19 protein-coding genes are annotated in these 21,021 nt (G+C 61.9%); 6 read left to right on the plus strand and 13 right to left on the minus strand.

Annotation, left to right across the window (positions count from 1 at the left end; all coding sequences use genetic code 11):
* Positions 1-5 precede the first annotated feature (5 nt).
* The 7 genes from So717_RS03320 to So717_RS03350 all read right to left on the minus strand — a co-directional run bounded on the left by So717_RS03320 (position 6) and on the right by So717_RS03350 (position 6,780).
* Positions 6-1,061 (minus strand): Gfo/Idh/MocA family protein, encoded by a 1,056-nt coding sequence (locus So717_RS03320; RefSeq protein WP_159974758.1) that lies wholly within the window; start codon positions 1,059-1,061, stop codon positions 6-8.
* A gap of 3 nt (positions 1,062-1,064) precedes the next feature.
* Positions 1,065-1,394, minus strand: a complete 330-nt coding sequence (locus So717_RS03325; RefSeq protein ID WP_159974759.1) for an L-rhamnose mutarotase — start codon at positions 1,392-1,394, stop codon at positions 1,065-1,067.
* 12 nt (positions 1,395-1,406) lie between these two features.
* The gene (locus So717_RS03330) at positions 1,407-2,519 is read right to left on the minus strand and encodes a mandelate racemase/muconate lactonizing enzyme family protein (protein WP_159974760.1); all 1,113 of its coding nucleotides are present in this window, start codon (positions 2,517-2,519) and stop codon (positions 1,407-1,409) included.
* Positions 2,520-2,523: 4 nt separating this feature from the next.
* Positions 2,524-3,612 (minus strand): ABC transporter ATP-binding protein, encoded by a 1,089-nt coding sequence (locus tag So717_RS03335; protein WP_159974761.1) that lies wholly within the window; start codon positions 3,610-3,612, stop codon positions 2,524-2,526.
* Between the two features lie 5 nt (positions 3,613-3,617).
* On the minus strand, positions 3,618-4,484 hold the full coding sequence (locus So717_RS03340) for a carbohydrate ABC transporter permease (protein ID WP_159974762.1): 867 nt from the start codon (positions 4,482-4,484) through the stop codon (positions 3,618-3,620).
* A 2-nt stretch (positions 4,485-4,486) separates the two neighbouring features.
* Complete coding sequence (locus So717_RS03345) at positions 4,487-5,383, minus strand: carbohydrate ABC transporter permease (RefSeq protein ID WP_159974763.1); 897 nt, start codon at positions 5,381-5,383, stop codon at positions 4,487-4,489.
* Positions 5,384-5,472: 89 nt separating this feature from the next.
* Positions 5,473-6,780: an ABC transporter substrate-binding protein gene (locus tag So717_RS03350; RefSeq protein ID WP_159974764.1), complete on the minus strand. Its 1,308-nt coding sequence runs from the start codon at positions 6,778-6,780 to the stop codon at positions 5,473-5,475.
* A gap of 118 nt (positions 6,781-6,898) precedes the next feature.
* On the opposite strand from So717_RS03350, the gene So717_RS03355 reads away from it, so the two are divergent.
* Together So717_RS03355 and So717_RS03360 are read left to right on the plus strand one after the other, a co-directional pair.
* Entirely contained in the window at positions 6,899-7,741 is an 843-nt protein-coding gene (locus So717_RS03355; RefSeq protein ID WP_159974765.1) for an amidohydrolase family protein, read from the plus strand.
* 47 nt (positions 7,742-7,788) lie between these two features.
* The gene (locus tag So717_RS03360; protein WP_159974766.1) at positions 7,789-8,601 is read left to right on the plus strand and encodes an IclR family transcriptional regulator; all 813 of its coding nucleotides are present in this window, start codon (positions 7,789-7,791) and stop codon (positions 8,599-8,601) included.
* Positions 8,602-8,692: 91 nt separating this feature from the next.
* Here So717_RS03360 and So717_RS03365 read toward each other — a convergent pair whose 3' ends face one another.
* From So717_RS03365 to So717_RS03385, 5 genes are all read right to left on the minus strand, one after another.
* Positions 8,693-10,093, minus strand: coding sequence for an FAD/NAD(P)-binding protein (locus tag So717_RS03365; protein WP_159974767.1), 1,401 nt, complete (start codon positions 10,091-10,093; stop codon positions 8,693-8,695).
* Positions 10,094-10,285: 192 nt separating this feature from the next.
* The gene (locus So717_RS03370; protein ID WP_159974768.1) at positions 10,286-11,494 is read right to left on the minus strand and encodes a CaiB/BaiF CoA transferase family protein; all 1,209 of its coding nucleotides are present in this window, start codon (positions 11,492-11,494) and stop codon (positions 10,286-10,288) included.
* Positions 11,491-12,267, minus strand: coding sequence for an enoyl-CoA hydratase/isomerase family protein (locus So717_RS03375; RefSeq protein ID WP_159974769.1), 777 nt, complete (start codon positions 12,265-12,267; stop codon positions 11,491-11,493). Before So717_RS03375 ends, So717_RS03370 begins: the two co-directional genes overlap by 4 nt.
* Before the next feature lie 66 nt (positions 12,268-12,333).
* Entirely contained in the window at positions 12,334-13,017 is a 684-nt protein-coding gene (locus So717_RS03380; RefSeq protein ID WP_159974770.1) for a GntR family transcriptional regulator, read from the minus strand.
* 9 nt (positions 13,018-13,026) lie between these two features.
* A complete protein-coding gene (locus So717_RS03385; protein ID WP_306439492.1) occupies positions 13,027-15,870 on the minus strand; it encodes an FAD-binding and (Fe-S)-binding domain-containing protein in 2,844 nt (947 codons plus the stop codon).
* A gap of 169 nt (positions 15,871-16,039) precedes the next feature.
* Between So717_RS03385 and So717_RS03390 the strand changes: the two genes are divergently transcribed.
* From So717_RS03390 to So717_RS03405, 4 genes are all read left to right on the plus strand, one after another.
* On the plus strand, positions 16,040-17,227 hold the full coding sequence (locus So717_RS03390) for a pyridoxal-phosphate-dependent aminotransferase family protein (RefSeq protein WP_159974772.1): 1,188 nt from the start codon (positions 16,040-16,042) through the stop codon (positions 17,225-17,227).
* 34 nt (positions 17,228-17,261) lie between these two features.
* Complete coding sequence (locus So717_RS03395) at positions 17,262-18,242, plus strand: TRAP transporter substrate-binding protein (protein WP_159974773.1); 981 nt, start codon at positions 17,262-17,264, stop codon at positions 18,240-18,242.
* A 90-nt stretch (positions 18,243-18,332) separates the two neighbouring features.
* Entirely contained in the window at positions 18,333-18,875 is a 543-nt protein-coding gene (locus So717_RS03400) for a TRAP transporter small permease (RefSeq protein ID WP_159974774.1), read from the plus strand.
* A complete protein-coding gene (locus tag So717_RS03405; RefSeq protein WP_159974775.1) occupies positions 18,875-20,155 on the plus strand; it encodes a TRAP transporter large permease in 1,281 nt (426 codons plus the stop codon). The genes So717_RS03400 and So717_RS03405 overlap by 1 nt, the downstream gene beginning before the upstream one ends.
* A 4-nt stretch (positions 20,156-20,159) precedes the next feature.
* Here So717_RS03405 and So717_RS03410 read toward each other — a convergent pair whose 3' ends face one another.
* A complete protein-coding gene (locus So717_RS03410; RefSeq protein WP_159974776.1) occupies positions 20,160-20,843 on the minus strand; it encodes a fumarylacetoacetate hydrolase family protein in 684 nt (227 codons plus the stop codon).
* Between the last annotated feature and the right edge of the window lie 178 nt (positions 20,844-21,021).

The raw sequence follows: 21,021 nt of genomic DNA on the forward strand, positions 1-21,021 counted from the left end.
CGCTGTCACACCGGCTTTGTGGCCAACGGCGTGGCCGAGGCGGCGCTGCTCTCATAAGCCGCTTCGACCAGCGCCATCGTAGTCCAGGCGTCCTCCACACTGCTGATCAGAACATCGTCCTCGCCGGTGGCAAAGCGTTGCAGCTGGCTCATCCGGCTGCCAAAGGCATCGGGGAACCAGGCGCCCCGCAGCGGCACCGCCTGCCACCCATCGCCAGTGTTGAGTTCCAGAATGTCCGGCTCGCCTTTCGGATAGTCGAGATTTACGCCCAGCTGCAGATAGGCGGCCCCCTCGGTGCCACAGATGCGGAACGCGCAGGCCTGATGTTTGCGACCAAATGCGTGGTTGTGGTTGATCGACAGCGCGCAGCGCACCTCGTCGCCATAGTCGAGGATCGCCGCCGTGCGCGTCTGCGCGATCTTGGACGACGGATGCCCAAGCGTTTTCGCATGCACACCCAAGGGGTCCCCCAGCAGGCTGCGCACGAGGTCGAGATAGTGAATCGAATGCAGGCTGATCTCCACCCGTGGCAAAGGCTCCAGGAACTTCCACAGACCCCAAGGCGTGTTCAGTGCCAGCCAGGCATCAAAATCCACCACGCCGCCCAACAGGCCACGGTCAATGGCATCGCGCAGGGCCAGCATCATCGGGGCAAACCGGAGTTGAAAATTCACCGCCGCTTTCAACTGCCGCGCGCGACAAATCTGCAAAATCTCGGACGCGCCAGCCAGATCGCTGCCCATGGGCTTTTGGATCAGAACCGGCGCGCCCGCTGGGAGACCCTCAAGGATTGCGGCATGCGCGTCGGGCGGCGTTGCCAGATCGAAGACCACATCACCCAGCCGCGCCGCCTCTTCTGGAGATGCAAACGCTGTAAACCCATGTGCGCGCGCCAAGGCCTCCGCCTTTTCGGTGTCAGGGTCATAGATCCCAGCCACCGCGTAGCCTGCCTTGGCATAAGCTGGCAGATGCGCGTCGGTCACAATCGACCCGGCGCCAAAGATGACGATGGGCTTGGGATGACTGGCGCGGGGCCAGAATTGCATCAGATCATCGAACATGGCCTAGTCGAGGTGAAACACCTCCTCCATCATCGCCCACCACTCTCCGTCCTTGCGGGTCTCCAGCGGGATTTGGCAGGGCATACAAACCGCCCACCAGCGTTGCGTTTCCGGGTCCGCCGCCATCTTGGCCGCATCAGCCGCGAAATCCGTGCCGTGGTATTCCCAATAGCCGAACAGCATGTTCTCCGGCTCCTTCAGGAAGATCGAATAGTTGCGGATGTTGCATTCGGTGATCTTGGCGAGAACACCCGGCCACACATCCGCATGCAGGCGCTTGTATTCGGCCACATTGTCGGCTTCGAGACCAATGACCATGCCCATACGTTCCATCGCACATGCCTCCTAGCTTGTGACTCTGGCCGAGAGACCATCGACCCGGGCCGCATCCAGCCGGTCCAGATCCCAATCAATGCCCAGCCCCGGCGCATCTGACGGATAGGCGCGCCCGTCTTTCATTGCCATGGGCGAGGCGGTCAGGCTGTCGAGCTGCGGGATGTATTCCAGCCAAGGGGCGTTCGGAATGGCGCAGACAAGGCTGACATGCAGCTCCATCAGGAAGTGCGGGCAGACGGGCACGTTATGCGCCTCGGCCAGATGCGCGACTTTCATCCACGGCGTGATGCCCCCGATCCGTGCGACATCCACCTGCACGATGCTGGCCCCGCCTGTGGTCAGATAGTCTTTGAACTGCGACAGCGAATACATGCTTTCCCCCACCGCGATCGGCACGGAGGTGGAGGCCGCCAAAAGCGCGTGTTCCATCACGTCGTCGGCGGGCATCGGCTCCTCGAACCAGGCGATGCCAAACTCTTCCAGCACACGCGCGCGGCGGGTGGCTTCGGCGCGTGAAAAGTACTGGTTGGCATCCACCATGATCTCATAGTTGGGGCCCACCGCCGCGCGCACGGCGGCCAGACGTTGCCGGTCTTCGTCCAGATGTGGACGCCCGATCTTGATCTTGCTGCCGGAGAACCCTGCCGCCTGCGCCGCCACCGCATCCGCGACCAGATCGTCGGTCGAGATGTGCAGCCAGCCGCCTTCGGTTGTGTACATGGGCACGGACGGCTTCGCGCCGCCCAGCATCCGCCACAGCGGCACGCCCGCACGCTTGCAACGCAGATCCCAGAGCGCGGTATCAATGGCCGCCAGCGACAGCGACGTGATGGCGCCCACAGCCGTGGCATGAGTCGAAAACAACAGGTCACGCCAGATCCGCCCGATCTCTTCCGCCTCACGCCCGATCAGCTGCGGCACCAACGTCTCGCGCAGCAGCGACATGATGGCCGGGCCGCCCTGCCCGATGGTATAGGTGTAGCCCAGACCAACCGCCCCCTCGCTGTCGGTGATCCGCACAAAGGGTGTTTCCTGGCTTTCAAAGCTCTGAATGGCATCTGTGCGCTTCACCTTAGGCGTCAGGTTGGCCATGAAAATCTCGACTTGGGCGATACGGGCCATGGCGTTACCTCAGGCTGTTCTGGGATTGCGCGTCGAACAAATGACAGCGCGTCAGATCCAACTGGAAAGACAGGCGCTCGCCCGGCGCAACCGGGCGTGGGTTCAGCATCTTGGCCTGCACCTCCTTACCTGCGATGGACGTGAACAGGAGCGTTTCAGTGCCAAGCGGTTCCGACAGTGTCACCGCCATGTCCAGCTCGGCAGAGGCACCCCCCATCGGCATCGCATGGCCTACGGGCATCAGGTTGTCCGCTCGAAAGCCCAGGATAACCTCCTGTCCCTCGTGGGTCTTGTCGCTGAACTGGCCCGGGACGGGCACGTCCAGCCCGTTCTCCAAGACGATGCGATCCTTTGACACCCGGCCCGCCAGCAGGTTCATCGGCGGCGAGCCAATGAAGGTCGCCACAAAGGTATTGGCCGGGTTCTCGAACACCTCCAGCGGTGTGCCGACCTGCTCGATGTGCCCATCGCGCATGATCACGATCCGGTCCGCCAGGGTCATCGCCTCCACCTGATCATGGGTCACATAGACGATGGTGGAATTCACCTTCTGATGCAGCTTCTTGATCTCGGTCCGCATCTGCGTGCGCAGCTTGGCATCGAGGTTCGACAAAGGCTCGTCAAAGAGAAACACATCCGGGTGGCGTACAATGGCGCGGCCCATGGCGACCCGCTGGCGCTGCCCGCCCGAGAGCGCACCGGGCTTGCGGTCCATATACTCCGTCAGGCTGAGGATTTCCGCAGCTTCATCGACGGCCTGGTCGATCTCTGCTTGCGTTTTCTTGGCGATCTTGAGCGAGAACCCCAGGTTCTCCCGCACAGACATATGCGGGTAAAGCGCGTAGTTCTGGAACACCATGGAGATATTGCGGTGGCGCGGCGGCAGGTCGTTGACCACCCGGTCCCCGATCACGATCTCTCCGCCGGAGATCGCCTCCAACCCCGCGATCATCCGCAGGGTTGTCGACTTGCCGCAGCCCGAGGGCCCGACCAGCACCACGAATTCGTTATCGTCGATGTTCAGATCGACCCCATGCACCACCTGAAGCGCGCCATACCGTTTCACCACATTCCTAAGGTTGACTTGTGCCATGTGGCTTATCCTTTCACGCCGCCGAAGGTCAGGCCGGCAATGAGGTGCTTTTGTACAAGGAAGGTAAGGATCAGCGCGGGGATGATCATCAGGACCGCCAGCGCGCACATCCCACCCCAATTGATGGTGAATTCGCTGGTGAAATCGCGCAGGCCCACCGGCATCGTCTTGGAAAAGGTCGAGCGGGTCAGTTGGCTCGCCAGCGCATATTCATTCCAGGAGGTCAGGAAGGCAAAAATACCGGCCGAGGCGACCCCGGCGCGCGCCACCGGGAACTCTACCTTCCAGAAGGCCTGCCAGCGGGTGCAGCCGTCTATCTCAGCGGCCTCTGCCAGCTCGACCGGAACCTGGCGAAAGAAGCCGTCGATCAGCCAGATGGTGAAGGGCACGTTCAGCGAGACATAGACGAGGATCAGCCCGATATGGGTGTCGATCAGCCCGGTGCGCGCCATCACGATGAACAGCGGCAGCGACAGGGCCACACCCGGGACCGCGCGGGTCAGCATCAGCCCGATGAAGATCGCCGCCTTGCCTTTGAACTGGTACCGTGCAAACGCATAGCCCCCCGCCATACCCACAAGGATCGCGATGACCGTGGAGGTGACGGAGATGATTAGAGAATTGGTGAAGTACCGTAAGACCGGTACGCCCCCCTCACCGACACCGCCGAACATGGCGCGGTAGTGGTCGAGGTTCAGATCCTGCGGGATCCAGACCGGTGGTTTAGCCATGATCTCGACCGTGGGACGGAAGGAGTTGAGCACCACCCACAGGCCCGGGATGCAGATAAAACACATAGCAATGAAGAGCGCGAAGAGCTGCAACCCCTTCAGGGTCCGGGCGCGCAGACGGTGGTGGCGGTTCTCGTCCATGCTCAGCCCCCCATGCCCAGTTCGGCGCGCGCGGCGTTCAGCTTGCGGAAGAAGTAGATGGTGAAGAAAATGGCGAGAAAGATGGAGATGTAGCCCATCGCATTGGCGTAACCCATCTTGGCATCGACGTAGCCGGTGCGCCCGATCATCGTCCAGATCAGCTCTGTCCGCCGCGCGGGGCCACCGTTGGTCATGATCTGTACGATGTCATAGGCGCGCGCCACATCCAGCGACCGAATGGCCAGCGCGATGTAGATAAAGGGCATGATGTAGGGCAGCGTGATGTGGCGAAAGCTTTGCCAGGGTGTGCAGCCATCAACCTTGGCCGCCTCAATCGGGTCGCGTGGCACCGCGAAAAGCCCCGCCAGAATGAGGATGGCGAATACGGAGGTGGAGGACCACATCTCCGCCACGAGAATTGAGAAGAACGCGAGCTGCCCATCGACCAGCCAGGGGATCGCCGTATTCGACAGCCCCAGCGATTGCAGCGCGTTGTTCACCAGCCCCACATTGTCGTTGAAAATGAATTTGAACTGAAAGCCGACCAGAAGCGGCGAGAACATCATCGGAAACATCATGATCGTGCGCAGCGCGCGCTGCCCGTAAGTCACCTGATTGACCAGCAGGGCCAGGCCCAGGCCCAGCAACATCTCCAGATTGAGCGCGATGGTCAGCAGCAGCAGAGTGCGCCCGAAGGCCGCCCAGAAATGCGCGCTCTTGGCGGCCTTTTCGTAGTTGAAGGTGCCGATCCAGTTATAGAGCGAGTCCGGTCGCGTCAGCCGGTACGACGTGAAGCTAGAGTAAAGCGACAGCAGCAAAGGGATCAGCACCACCGCCGCCAGAACGATGATCGCAGGCAACAAAAGCACAAACCAAGCTGGAAGGCGGAAGCGCGTCATCGCCTGCATCCTTTACATTCGAACCGGTGGACGGTGGGTGGCACGGTGGCAGCCCGCCCCGGGACATTGGCCCCGAGGCGGGCGCAGGGTCAGTAGACGCCGTTTTCCTGCATCATCTCATCGACGGCCTCTGAGGCGTCGCCCAGAGCTTCTTCGATGGATTTGTCCCCGAGGATTGCGGCCTGCAATTCGGGATAGATCAGGTTCGTTGCCTCGATCCAATAGGGCGTCTGCGGCGCGGGAAACGCATGCTCAGACCCGGCCTGGAAAGCTGCAATCGCCTCCGAGCGGAAGGGGTCGGATTGCGAGGTTTCGAGCACGTGATCCCAGACGGCTGTCCGCGTGGGCAGCGAACCGCCCGCACTTTCCAGCTTCTGGCTGTCTTCATTGGTCAGCCAGGCCACCAGAGACGCCGCCGCCTCTTTGTTCTCGCAAGACTCGGTCACCGAAAACCCATGGTGCCCCGACCAGCCGGTCCGAATGCCTGCGCTGCCTTGCGGCTGCACGATCACACCCACGTCTCCGGCGGCTTTCGACGTGTCTTCGCCGTTGAAGAACCCCGCCCAGCCCGGCCAATCGAGGTTGAGCGCGATGGTCCCGGAGGCAAAGCCCTGCCCCAGATCATCCCACAGATAAGAGGTGGTGCCCGGCGGCACCGCGCCCGCCTGATAGAGATCGACAAACCAGGCCAGCGCCCGCTGCCCCGCCTCGCTGTCAAAGGCCGGTGACCAATCCTCGTTGAAAAGCTGCCCGCCCTCAGCGATGATCATCTCATAGAAACGACCAACGATGGCCTCGTCCTTGCCAGCGTACTGCGTGCCATAGAAGTTGGGCGCGTCGGTGAAGAAGATCGCCTGCGCCTTATACTCCTCCCAGGTGTCGGGCGGCGCCAGATCGCGGCCTGTCTCAGCCTTGTAGGCGGCCTGATTGTCCGCGTCCTCGTATAGCGATTTCAGGTAATAGAGAACCGACACGTCGAACTGCGCCCGCGGCAGCATGACCAGCGCATCCCCGATCTTGGAGGCCGAAAGGTTCGACGGCACGTATTCCGCAACGAAATCCTCTGACAGATAGGGGTTCAGATCAGTGTAGAGATTGGGGTACTGCGACGCGAAAGACGAATGGTTCGACCCCACGCACCAGCCCAGCGTGCCCGCCGCCAGATCGGATTTGAACTCCTTGTCCAATTCGAAGTGGTTCTTCTTCGAAATGATCTCTACCTCCGCACCGGTCGCGGCCTCCCACTCCCCGATGCGCGCATAAAGCGCCTCATACTGCTGCCCACCGATCAGCTTGGCTTGCAGGGTCACCCCATCAAACTCAGCGGCTGATGCGGCGCCGGTGGCCGCAGCCAAAGCCGTGGCACCCAGCAGCGCTGTCAGTTTCAAATTTCTCATGACGTCCTCCCATCTGGATTGAACGAGCGGTATGCGCTTCATTTCAACTATTCACATACAAACTTGACTTTCATATTTAGTCAACGTCTATCTTTAGAGGGAAGAGGAGACCCAGGGAATGCTGTTCGATACCCATCTGCATCTGATCTATAAGGACCGGCTCTCCTATCCTTGGCTCGATGATTACGCGGCGCTGAACCACGACAACGGGTTCGATGAGTACGCGCGCCTGGCCGCCCGTCTGGGCATCAGCCACTGCTTTCACATGGAAGTCGACGTGGCCGAAGATCAGATCGAGCAGGAGGTTGCGGTGATCTCGAAGCTGGCCGGAGCGCACAACGGGTTGCTGCGCGGCATCATTTCTTCCTGTAGGCCAGAACATGGCGGATTTGCCGCCCATCTCGACCGGGCGCGGGCGACGGGTTTGGTCCGAGGGTTTCGGCGCGTACTGCATGTGGTGCCCGATGATGTCAGCACAACCCAGACGTTCCGCGACAATATCCGCCGTCTTAGCGGGACAGGGATGACCTTCGATCTGTGTGTCTTGCCACGCCAGCTGCCGCTCGCGATCGACCTTGTGGACCACTGTCCCGACGTCACCTTCATCCTTGACCACTGCGGCGTGCCTGATGTCGCCTCGGGGGCGTTGGAGCCCTGGCGCGACCACCTGCGCGCGGTGGCCGAGCGACCGAATGTGCACGCCAAGATCTCGGGTGTGATCGCTTATGGCGACGCGGCGACCTGGACGCTTGAGGACATCAGACCCTTTGTCGAAGAGACTGTCGACGCCTTCGGGACAAACCGACTTGTGTGGGGCTCCGACAGCCCGGTCTGCAATCTTGGCGGCGATCTGCCCACATGGGTGGCGGTCACCCACATGCTGACCCAAGGGTGGTCGGAGGAGGAGCGCAATGCACTATATTACCTGAACGCCCTTGACCTATGGCAGTTGGACGCCTGATGGCACAGCGCAAGATCCGAGCCCACCTCTAACGAAAGTCAAAACAGATGAGCAAAGCCGTGGCGAGCACCGAGAAATACAGCGCCCCGGCCCTGTCCAAAGGGCTCGATATTCTTGAGCTTCTGGCAGCGCAGACCAACGGTCTGAAGAAAAACGAAATCGCGCAAGCGCTCGACCGCTCCGTGAACGAGCTGTACCGCATGTTGGCTGTGCTGGTGGCGCGTGGCTATGTTCTGTTCGATGAGGAAAGCGAGCGCTATGCGCTGTCGATGCGCCTGTTTGAGTTGTCGCATCGCTATCCGCCGACGCGTCGGCTCACGGCGGTGGCGGGCCGGATCATGGAGCGCACGGCTGCGGTGCTGAACCAGTCCATGCATCTGGCCATTCCCTACGACGGCCAGATCCTCGTCATCGCGCAGATCGACTCGCCCGGCAACAACATCACAGTGGTGCGCCTCGGCGCGCAGGTTCCCATTGTGCTCACCTCATCAGGGGCCAGCCTGCTGCACCAGCTGACAGCAACGGAACGGCGCGACATCTGCGCCAAAAGCGAGGCTTTTACGACCGAAACGATGGCCGTGTTCGAAGAAGCGGTGGCGCAGGTGGTCAGCACCGGCGTCTGCGAAAGCCCGTCTTCGGTCATTCAAGGTGTTCTGAACCTGTCCGTCCCGGTGTTCGGATACGCAGGTGAGGTTGTCGCCGCGCTCACCATCCCGCATGTGCAGCGGCTGCACGCGTCGAGCGACCCCGATGTGGAAGCCTGCAAGCGCATCTTGATCGCAGCGGGCCGCGATATCTCCGAAAGGATTGGCGCAGGCGCGACAGTGGGCGCCAATCTGACCCCTCCTCCCATGCTCTGAGGCAGGCGCCCTCTGGGTTCTGACCGGGGGCAATGATCACCAGCCCGGGAGATCGCTGCGCGACGCCCCGTTGCCCACCAAGGGGTCCGCGTTATGATACGGCTCTGGCCACATAGGTGCGCAGCATATGCGCGTCATAGAGCGGCATCGCCACAACCTCTTCGCCCAACTGCACAACAGCCGGAGACAGATATCGCAGGTTCGGCGCTTTGGTCTGGCACTTCGCGTCGATGACCAATCCGCCTGAACGGTTGCGGTCGATCAGACCCTGCCTCAGCAAATCCTCGGTCAGCGGATCAAACCGCGAGTGCGGCGCGGCCCCGGCACAGTTCACCACAAAGCCCGTCTCACGCCGCTGCGTGACCCCGTGTTCGTCATCAAAAACAACAGTCGCGCCCGTGTTCGTGGTCTCGATCCGGCGCACGTGGCCCTTCACGATCTGCACGCGGCCAGCGTCGACCAGCCGCCGCATGTCAAAGATCGTGTCTCGGGTGCCGCCCCGCAGCCAGAAGCGCAGCACCTTGGCAACCTCAGCTGCCTCCTCCGGGTCGGCCACGTAAAGATGCAACGGGTGCTCCAGGAAGTGCGCCCGGAAACCCGCCCTCACATCGCGCCGCTCGTGGCCCGATGCCTCCGCCGCGTCGATCTCCCTCCGGATCTCGGACAGGAAACTCTGTGCAGAGGCATGGCCCGGTGACAGGTTGGGCTTGGCCAACCTGCGCGGCAGGGTCGGCACCAGCGGCGGCGGCACCTCACCTTCCGGCGCGCAAAAGGCAAATCTGATCTCGCTGTCCGGAATATGGCTCTGGCAGAGCCGCAGCACGTCCAGCATCGCCGCGTTGCCACCAATGCAGAAAATCTCCGACCCGGCTTTGATATGCTCGGAGATCCGATGCTCATATCCAAAGACCGACGGCGCGCTGAAGGGGCCGTCGTCCCCCTCAAATCGCATCGTCTCCGGCCCGCCCGGAGCAACATCCGCGCTTTGTGCATCCAGCATTTGCCCGCCCGATGTCCGGATGCTGACCTTGTGGTCTTCGACACGCATGGACGTGGCGATATCGTCAATGAGAGTGACCTTAATCCCCGCCTTGCGCAGTTGGTCGATGATTTGCTGCGCGCGCAGTTCCATGAAGTCGCCGTAGAACTCCCGTGGGGCGTTCACGCCGTGGACATCGCCTGCCGCCACCAGCGGAGCGGCCGCACGGAGCCAGTCTGGTTTGCGGCCCGCCATCGTAATTTCAATCCTGTCCCAATTCTCGGCCAGCCATGCGGCAAAGGCCGGGTCGATGTCATCCGCTGGCGAGTTCAGAAGATAGGCAAAACGCCAGGGCGCATCCTCCGCATCCCTCGCATAGGCCACGCCCCGGCCAAGCTGCGACGCGGTTCTGCCGACGACCGTCACATGCACGATGTCGCGCGTCAGACAGCTCTCCAGAAAGGCCAGCGCTGTGATGCCGTCGCCGACAATAAGATGAGATGGGCCTGGCATAGACTGTCCCGCTTGGTCTTGGTTTTTGGTGGCATTTGTCCGTGCCCGTATTGTCCAGAAGTGTCAACACCGGGCGCCCTACCAACGAGCCGGGGCACGGCTCGGGATCTGCAGCTGCCGGGTTAACAGGCAGCTGATCCGCGCATTGCGACGCGGCTTGAGCCATCCCGGTGGGCGGTGCAGCGGATTCACTCAACCTTCTCCGACAATCAACGCCCCCTTGGCCCGAAGCTGATCTATCGTCACTTGTTCATACCCGTGCTGCCGCAGGATTTCGGCCCCATGCTGCCCAATGGTAGGTGCGGGTGCTGTGACGCTGCCGGGGGTCTCGCTGAACTTGATCGGCAAACCAATGGACTTGACCTGACCGGCCACCGGATGTGTCGTTTCCACAATCATGTCACGGGCCAGCGCCTGCGGGTCCCGATGCATCTCGCAAATATCCATGACGGGACCAGCGGGCAGACCCGCCGCTTCCATCCTATCCATCCAGTCTTGCGTGTCCCGGTGTTGCAGGTGCTGCTCAAGGACCGGCACCAGAGCGGGCAGGTTGGTGATCCGGTCCGCGTTGCTGGCAAACCGCGAATCGTCGTTGAGGTCGGGCGCTTCGATCACCTCCAGCAGCCGCAGCCAGTTGCGCTGGTTCGCCGCCCCGATGTTGATCCAGCCGTCCCGGGTGCGAAAAGACTGATAGGGCGCATTCAGTGGATGGGCGGAGCCGAGGGCGCCCGGCGCCTGCCCGGTGGCAAAGGCAATGGCGGATTGCCAGTAGGTCAGCGATATCCCCGCCTCAAAAAGCGAAGTGTCAACCATCTGCCCTTCGCCGGTCTGCTGCGCGTGGCTGTAAGCCGCGACGCAGCCCAAAGCCGCCAGAAACCCGGCCGTAATATCCGCAATCGGCGCGCCGGGTTTGACCGGTGGGCGCCCTGGCCCCTCGCCCGTGATGGACATCAGCCCCGACATGCCCTGCGCGATCAGATCGAAACCGCCTTTCTCGGCATAAGGCCCGGTGCGCCCGAACCCCGAAATGGCGCAATAAACCAGCTTGGGATTGCGCTGACGCAGCGCGGCATAATCCAGGCCAAGCCGCTGCATGGTGTCGTGCCGGTAATTCTCGATGACCACATCCGCGCCGTCCAACAGCGTACGCAGCACGTCGATGGAATCGGAGTCTTTCAGGTTCAACGCAAGGCCGCGCTTGTTCCGGTTCATCATCATGAAGGCCGCACTTTCGCCCTTGATGTCGGGCGGCAGAAAGCGGCGGCTATCGTCTCCGTCGGGCTTTTCCACCTTGATCACATCCGCGCCCATATCCGCCAGCATCATGCCGCAGGCGGGGCCAGCCATGATATGGGCCAGCTCGATCACCTTCATGCCGGCGAGAGGCCCTGTCGAGGTCATGTTCCGCTCCACTCTGGTTTCTGCTTGGCCAGGAAGGCTTCAAGCCCATGTTTGAAGTCGCGGCTCATGTAACAGGAGGTGATCAGGTCACTGTCTTCCACCGCAAGTGCGGCGCGGTTGCGGCGCATGGCCTCCTTCGTCGCCCGCAGGGTCAGCGGCGCCATCCCGGCCAAGTGATCCGCGAGCTCCGTCGCACGCGCGATCAGGGCGGCTTCATCAGGCAGGATTTCGGAGACCAGCCCCGTGGCCAGCGCCTCCTCTGCGCCCATGAGCCGGGCGGTGAAAATCATCTCGCGCACCCGCCCCGCGCCGATCAACTCGCTGAGCCGGGCAAGACTGCCTGCGTTCAGGCAATTGCCCAGCGTGCGGGCGATGGGAAAGCCAAACTTCAGCTGCGCAGAACTGATCCGAATATCACAGGCCGCTGCGATCGACGCGCCGCCGCCCGTACAGGCGCCATGCACGGCGGCCACAGTTGGCACGGGACATTGATCCACCGCCGCGAGCACGCGCGAGATGTTGTCTTCATAGTCCAACGCATCCTGAGCTGTCTCGAAGACGCGGAACTGGGTCATATCCGTACCTGCAGCAAAGGCCTTGCCGCCCGCGCCGGTCAACACCATGGCGCGCACCGACCCGTCTGTCGGGATGGTCGCGCAGATCTCGGCCAGCGCATCATACATCGCGAAGGTTAGTGCGTTGCGCGCCTCGGGTCGGTTGAAGGTCAGCCAAAGCGTTTGGCCCTTCATTTCAGACGTGAGTTCAGAGGACATAGTGCGACGTACTCCTGTGAGGGGGTGTGGTCCACGGATCGAAAGAGAACAGACGCGGTTGGCCGCTCAGCCTTCGGGCTCCGCATCGCCACCGGCGTCGATTGCTTTGATGTGCGCTGCAAACTTGTTCATCATATGCAGCTTCATCAGCTGCCCAAGGCCATCCGCATCTCGGGCGCGCAGTTTTGCCATCATACGTTCGTGCTCGTCGATGGCCTCGGCCCAACGCTCATCCGAGAGGTTCACCATAAAGCGCGCCCGCCGGACACGGCCCGCCAAGAGCTTATGGTGGCTTTCGAGGATCTCGTTCTGCGCGCCCCGGATCAGCGCCTGATGAATGTCCTGATTGGCCTGGAAATAAGCCTGACGGTCCCGCGCGTGATAGGCTTGCACCATGTCGCGGTGCCGCGCCTCGATGTCTGCGATCCCGGCATCCTCCAGATGCGCGCAGGCCAGCTCTCCGGCCAGTTGCTCTAGCCGTGAAATCACGGGAAAGGTGTCTTCCAACTCCTGCCGGGTGACGCGTGCGACACGCGCGCCGCGATTGGCCTGCAACACCACAAACCCTTCGGAGGCCAAAACCTTCAACGCCTCACGCAACGGTGTGCGGGACACACCGAAAGCCTCACAAAGCTCTTTCTCGGGCACCTTCTCGCCGGGCTTCAGGGTATCGTCGACCACGAGATTGCGCAGCCGGTCGACAAGCTCCTCATGCAGTGTGGGGCGTTTGATGGCCTGGGTCAGGGTCATGGTGTCATCCTATCCAGCAAGTGCCTGATCGAGCAAGCGGGCAGCGTGCATAGCGCGGCGCGGCGTGCCATCCGCGATCTGATGGCGGCAGGAGGTGCCGTCCGCAACCACAATCGCATCCTCCGGCGCTGCCGCGAGCGCGGGAAAGAGATCAAGATTGGCCATCTTGAGCGACATATCGATGGTGTCGGGCGCGTAGCCGAAGGCCCCCGCCATCCCGCAACAGCTGCTCTCGATCAGGGTCACTTCAGCCTCAGGAATGCGCTTCAGGAGATCAAGCATCGGGCTGACCGCGTCATGGGACTTTTGGTGGCAATGCCCGTGCACATAGATCGGTTTACCCAGCGGTTTCATCTCTGGGCTTGGGCGGAGCGCGAGGAATTCCTCGAACGTCTGCGCCGCGGCCGCAAGCGCCTGGGCATCCTCTCCGGGGCACAGCGCCAGAAACTCGTCGCGAAATGTCAGAATTGAGGAGGGTTCCAACCCGACCACAGCGACACCCTTGGCCACGGCCTCCCGTGTCGCCTCGATGATCCGCTTGGCCTCCGCCCGCGCTTCTTCAACGCAGCCCACTGCGAGCAGCGTGCGCCCGCAGTCCAACGGCCTGCCAGAGCCGTCTTGCGCCACCGCGACGCGCGCGCCTGCCGCACGCAAGACGCGCACTGCTGCGCGCAGATTCTCCGGTTCGAAATAGCGGTTGAACACATCCGCAAAGAGCAGAACATCCGGCGCGGCATCTTGCGCCTCCTCATCCCGGAACGGGTTGGAGGACCAAACCGGCAAGTCGCGCCTGTGCGACACACCGGTCAGGGCCTCCGTCAGTCGGCGCAAGGGGCCGATCCTGTTGCGCAGGTTCATCACCCCCGCAACTCTCGCGGCCTTGGGCGCGTAGCGCGGCAGATACCCAACCAGTTTGTCCGCAAAAGACAGCCCGTTTTCCTTGCGTCGCGCCGACAGCACTTCGATCTTCATGCGGGCTATATCGACGCCCGTGGGGCACTCGCGCCTGCAGGCCTTGCAGGACACGCAGTATTTCATCGTGTCGGCCAGCGCATCCGACGTCAGCCCACCGGGCATCTGACCGCTGATGGCAAAGCGCAGGGTGTTCGCTCGCCCGCGCGTGGCATCCCGTTCATTGCGTGTGGCGCGAAACGACGGGCACATGCCGCCCCCCTTCAGCTTGCGGCACGCCCCATTGTTGTTGCACATCTCCACGGCGCCCTGAAAACCGCCCCCGCTGCCCGGCCAAGCGGACCAGTCGAGCGCCGTTTCAAACTCCGGCACCGCGTAGGTCGGCCCGTAACGGAACACGCGGCGGTCATCCATCGCGGGCGCATGCACGATCTTGCCCGGGTTCATCAGCCCGTTTGGATCAAACCGCACCTTGACCTCTTCGAAAGCGGATACAATGCGCGGGCCAAACATCTTTTCGTGGAACTCGGAGCGCACAATCCCATCCCCATGTTCGCCGGAATGCGAGCCCTTGTACTGCTTGACCAGATCAAAGCACTCTTCAGCAATAGACCGCATGGTTTTGACGTCTTTGTCCTGGCGCATGTTCAAAACAGGGCGCACGTGCAGACACCCAACAGAAGCATGGGCGTACCAGGTCCCCTTGGTGCCATGGCGCGCGAAGATATCTGTCAGCCCTTGGGTGTACTCCGCCAGATCAGGCAGGGCGACCGCGCAATCCTCGACAAAGGAAATTGGCTTGCCCGCCTCCTTCATCGACATCATCACGTTCAGACCTGATTTGCGATATTCGGCAATTGCCGATTGCAGCGCAGCGTCGGTGACCGGCAGGGCGCCGCCCCAACTGGAGCCATGGCCTGTGAAGGCAAAGCCCAGATCCCCCATCAGCTCTTGCAGCTCAGCCAGCTTGGCCGCATTGGCCTGCGCGCTTCCCTCGGCAAACTCAACCAGCAAAAGCGCCGCCGGGTCCCCCTGAACAAACGCGTCAATCGTCTTTCGGAAGAGCGGGATGTCGCGGCCAAGCGCGATCATCGTGTCGTCGATCAGCTCCACCGCCTGCGGGCCAAGCTTGACCAGATGCTGCGCCGCGTCCATCGCCGCATAGAAGGTCGGGAAATGGCAGATGCCGGTCACCTTCTCACCCGGCAGATGCGCAAGGCTCAACTCCAGCTCGGTGAAATAGGCCAGCGTGCCTTCGGAGCCGACAAGCAGATGGGCCATGTTCACGTCGTTCCCGGTCAGCGCGTCGATGTTATAGCCACCGACACGGCGCTGGACTTTCGGGAAAGACTGCTCGATCTCCTCCGCTTCACGCTGGCCAAGGGCGCGCATGTCCCGCACCAGATCCGCATAGGGGCCGGGCATCGGGTCAGCTCCGTTGAACCGCGCGGCCGTTCCGTCCGGCAAAATCGCCGAGATGGCCCGCACATTGTCCCGCATGATGCCATAGCGCAGCGACTTCCCGCCCGAGGAATTGTTCGCCGCCATCCCCCCAAGCGTACAGCGCGAGGCAGTGGACGGGTCAACCGGGAACCACAGGCCGTGCGGTTTCAAAGCCCGGTTCAACTCGTCCAGCACCAACCCCGGCTCGACCCGCGCGATGAGGGTGTCCGTGTCAATCTCCAAGATCCGATTGAGGTGACGCGTGTTGTCGAGCACCACGGCACGGTTCACGGTCTGACCACATTGAGACGTGCCGCCGCCACGCGGCAGGACGGGCGTTTCCTCCTCCCGCGCCACCTGCATTGCGGCCTCGACATCCTCTGTCGAACGCGGGACAACGACGGCCTCAGGCACCATTTGGTAGATGGAGGCATCGGTCGCATAGCGGCCGCGCGCGGCTGCGTCGACCATCACCTCACCCTCAACAGCCGCAGCCAAGCGATTGGAAAGACGTGTGTTTTCGCGCATTAAAGCCGTAACTCCCCCGATAGTCAGGCCCGAAAACCGCAACCAGATTTTTGGGTTGACTGAATTATGAATTCATAATTACGTTTTGACAATATGAAATTGCGCCGAGTCCACGGCGCCGCTGGGAGGACGAGACACCATGCGCCAGGCTGGCAGACATTTCCTGCAAATTCCGGGTCCGAGCGCTGTGCCCGACCGCATTCTGAAAGCCATTGGTCAGCAAACAATTGACCACCGCGGCCCGGATTTTGCCGAAGTGGGTCTGAAAGCGCTTGGCGGGATGAAGACGATCTTCAAGACCGAGCAACATGTCTTCATCTTCCCCTCCTCCGGCACAGGCGCCTGGGAAGCGGCGCTGGTTAACACGACCTCGCCCGGCGATAGGGTGCTGATGTTCGAGACGGGGCATTTCGCCACGCTGTGGAACAAGATGGCCCGCAAGATCGGTGTCGCGCCGGAGTTTTTGGAAGGGGACTGGCGGGGCGGGGCTGAGCCCGACCGGATCGAAGCACGCCTGCGGGCTGATACCAGCCACGAGATCAAAGCGGTCTGTGTGGTGCACAATGAGACCTCGACGGGGTCGGTCTCCCCCATCGTGGAGGTTCGCAAGGCAATCGATGCGGCGGGGCACCCCGCGCTTCTGATGGTGGATTCGATTTCCGGGCTCGCCTCCATTGATTTCCGGTTTGACGACTGGGGCGTCGATGTCTGCGTTTCCGGTTCACAGAAGGGTCTGATGCTGCCGCCAGGGCTCAGCTTCAACGCGGTCAGCGACAAGGCGTTGGAGCATGCAAAATCCGTGAGTATGCCGCGCAGCTATTGGGACTGGCAGGACATGGTGGGGCCCAATGCTTCGGGCTATTTCCCCTACACGCCCGGCACCAACCTGCTTTACGGGCTGAATGAGGCCATCGACATGCTGCACGAGGAAGGGTTGGACAACGTCTTTGCCCGGCACGCGCGGCATGGTGCAGCCACGCGCGCCGCCGTCCGCGCCTGGGGGCTGGAGGTGCTCTGCGCGCGGCAGGGGCAGGAATCCGGCGTTCTGACGGCCGTGCTGATGCCGGAGGGGCATTCCGCAGATGGTTTCCGCGCGACGACGCTCAAACACTATGATATTTCGCTTGGCAACGGCCTGTCAAAGGTCGCCGACAAGGTGTTCCGCATCGGGCATCTGGGGGATTTCAACGATCTGATGCTGATGGCGACGCTATCTGGCGTCGAGATGGGGCTAGCAAAGGCGGGCGTGCCGCATCAGTCCGGCGGGGCGCAGGCCGCAATGGAGTATCTCAAAGACACAACAGACGAGCGGGTGGCCGCTGAATAACGCTCTGCAAGGGGCACCAACGGGAGGAAAATCAATGACACTGAAAGCAACCATACTGGCGAGTGTGGCGGCGGTGGCGATGCCAGTGGCGGCCACGGCGGCAGATCTGACGCTGCGGTTTGGGCATGTGGGCAATCCGGGGTCGCTCTTTGAAGCCTCGGCAAACGCTTTTGCTGAATGCGCCAACGGCAAACTGGGTGACCGGGCCGAAGTCCAGACCTTTGGCGCCAGCCAACTCGGAAAAGACCGTGAACTGCTGCAAAAGCTGAAGCTCGGGCAAGTGCACTTCTCGCTGCCCTCCTCGGTCATGTCGTCTGTCGCGCCAGAGTTCGGTGTCTTCGAGATGCCCTACATCGTGCAAGACCGCGACCATATGCGTCGCATTCAGGCTGAACTCGGCGATGTGTTTCAAGAGGCAGCCCTCGGCCAAGGCTATCGGATTATCGGCTACTTCGAGAACGGTTTCCGCCACATCACCAACAACACGCGTCCGATCAACACGCCAGACGATCTGCAAGGCATCAAGCTGCGCACGCCCAACGGCGAGTGGCGCGTGAAGATGTTCCAGCAATATGGCGCAAACCCGACGCCCATGGCTTTCTCAGAAGTCTTTACCGCGTTGCAGACCAACGTGATTGACGGGCAGGAGAACCCCTACGCCCAGATCGCCTCGGCCAAGTTCCAGGAGGTGCAGAAGTATCTGTCGATCACCGGCCATGTCTATACGCCGGGATACGTTCTTGTGGCTGAAAGCCAGTGGCAGAAGTGGCCGGAAGACGTGCGCGCCGATCTCGAAGCCTGCGGGGCCGAGACGCAGGATTTCGTCTACGCGCATGCCACCAAGCTGGAAACCGACCTGCTCGACGTGATCCGCGAGGCGGGTGTGGCAGTCAATGAGGCCGACAATCAGGCTTTCATTGATGCCTCTGCCGCGATCTATGAGGAATTCGCTACATCCGTCGATGGTGGAGCGGAGTTGATTGAGCGTATTCAGACCCTCGCATCTGGGTCCTGACCCGATCTGGGCCGGGGGTGTTGGCCCCCTGCCCGCACTTGCCCTCTTCCTCACACAGCACCGGCGCATGGCGACCGGCAGAGGCGTTTTATGCTCACATGGCTCCGCAGATTCTTTGAGGTCGTCCTCGAATACTTTGTGATCTTCCTGATGGTGATCCTGACGGGAGTCGTTGTTGTCGCCGTCATCTACCGCTTGGTTGGCTCAAGCCTCGCCTGGTACGACGAGGTTGCCGCGATCCTGCTGGCGTGGATCACCTACTACGGGTCGGCCCTGGCCGCGCTGCGGCGGAGGCACATCGGGTTTGACTCGGTTCTGCTGTCGATCCGCATGCCGACCCGGATGTGGGCGGTCGCTTTCGCGGAAGGCATAACCGCCGGGTTCTTCATCCTGCTGGCTTGGGCTGGCTACACGGTAATGACGATCCTGGGTGGTATGTCGCTTGTGTCCCTCACCTGGGTGCCGATCAGCTTCACACAGTCCGTCATCCCCATTGGAGCGGTGCTCTTCCTGATCTGTCAGGCGCTGAGCCTGCCAGAGTATTGGCGCAGAACGGCGGCGGGCGTGTCGCTTGAGCACGCGGAAATCGAGGAAGAAGTGGAAACCGAGATGAAGAAAGCGGGGAACGCCTGATGCTGATGCTGGGGATCTTCATCGCGATGGTTGCGATGATCTGCCTGAATGTGCCCATCGGCGTGGCACTCGCCGTCTCCGCGATCGGAGGTCTGCTGGTGCTGGAGGGCACCGGGTCTTTGGTGAATGTCGCGCTGGACATGTACGGCGGCGCGACCAAATTTTCGCTGATCGCGATCCCGATGTTCGTGCTCGCTGGCGCGATCATGAACGCAGGTGGGATCACAGACCGGCTGATCAACTTCGTCGCCGCCCTCATCGGCTTTATCCGGGGCGGGCTTGCGCATGTGAACATCGGCGTGTCGCTGTTCTTCGCGGAGATCTCGGGTTCCGCCGTGGCCGATGTCGCAGCGATGGGCTCCGTCATGATCCCGCAAATGAAGAAGCGCGGCTATTCCGGCGCGCTCTCTGCGGCGGTGACGTCCTCATCGGCCTCGCTTGCCATCATCATCCCGCCATCCATTCCCATGATCCTCTACGCCACCTCGGCCAATGTCTCGGTCGAGCAACTGTTTGTCGCGGGCGTGGTGCCGGGCCTCATGGGGGCCGCAGGTCTGATGGGCGTGGCTTACTATTTCGCACGCCGCTACGACCTGCCGAGAGAAGACGCATTTTCAGGCCGCAAACTCTGGGAAGCCTTTGTCGACGCGCTGCCCACCTTTGCCCTGCCGGTGATCATCCTCGGCGGCATCTTCGGTGGCTATGTCACGGCAACCGAAGCGGCGGGCCTCGCGGTTCTGGCCGCCATCGCAATCAGCCTGTGGTACCGCCAGGTCGATCTGCGGCACCTGCAGCGCTCCATGCTCGATGGCGGGATGCAGACGGCGGTGGTGATGCTGCTGGTGGCGGCGTCGGTCGTGATGGGAGGGTTCCTGACCCGGGCGCAATACCCGCAGGAGCTGGCCGCTGGCATCCTCAGCATCACGGAAAACAAGTGGCTGATCCTGCTGATCCTGAACTTCTTCTTCCTGATCATCGGCTTCTTTCTGCATTCCGCCGCCGCGATCATTCTGGTCGTGCCAATTGTCATCCCGCTGATTGATGCTGTGGGCATCAACCCCATCCACTTCGGTCTCGTGGTCACGCTGAACCTCGCCATTGGGCAGCAGACGCCACCCGTGGCCAGCGTTCTGATCACCGCCTGCGCGGTGGCCCGCGCCAACATCTGGGACGTGACCAAGGTGAACATCTATTTCATCGCGGTCCTGCTGACCGTTCTGCTGATGTGCACCTATATCCCGGCGATCCCGCTATTTCTGGTCGACTATTTCTATGGGTGAGAGGTCAGACCACCTTGACCGTCAGCTCTCCGACCCCCTCGATTGTCGCATGCATGGTGTCGCCTCGCGAAACGGCCCCCACACCCGCAGGCGTGCCCGCCAGAATGACATCACCGGCAGCCAGCGCGAAGTACTCCGAGAGATAGGAGATCATCTCGAGCACCTTCCAGATCATCTGATTGAGATCCCCCTCCTGCCGCACCTCACCATTCACGGTGAGTGAGATGCGCCCCTGATCGGGGTGACCAACCTCTGACACCGGCCGCAGCGGCCCCACCGGTGCCGACCGCTCAAACGCCTTGCCGATCTCCCAGGGGCGGCCCATCTTCTTGGCCACACCCTGCAGGTCGCGTCGGGTCATATCGAGGGCCACGCCATAGCCCCAGACATGGTCAAGCGCCTGATCCAAAGCGATGTTTGTGCCGCCGGATTTCAAGGCAACCAGCAGTTCCACCTCATGATGAACATCGGACGACTGCGCCGGGTAAGGAAAATCACCTGACGCATCGAGATTGTCAGGGTTTTTCTGAAAGAAAAACGGCGGCTCCCGGTTGGGGTCATGCCCCATCTCCACCGCATGCGCCGCGAAGTTGCGCCCGATGCAATAGACGCGTCTGACCGGGAAAGCTGCGCCATCAACTGTGGGAATGGCCGGTATCTCGGGCGCCGGGATGACATGATCGGGCATTATTCTTCTCCTGAGCGGTGGGGCGTGCGGCCTGCCTCGCCTCTATCAGGTCGCGCTCTGAAAGGCACGCATGATGGTGGCGCTCCCCTTCAGGTGGGATTGCGAGACCCCGCAGATGGCACCTAGAGCCATGTCATCTTATTGTCGGCCTTTGGTGTCTCAAAACGCAATCGAAGGC

The sequence above is a fragment of the Roseobacter cerasinus genome (genome assembly GCF_009811755.1).
GTDB classification, from domain to species: domain Bacteria; phylum Pseudomonadota; class Alphaproteobacteria; order Rhodobacterales; family Rhodobacteraceae; genus Roseobacter; species Roseobacter cerasinus.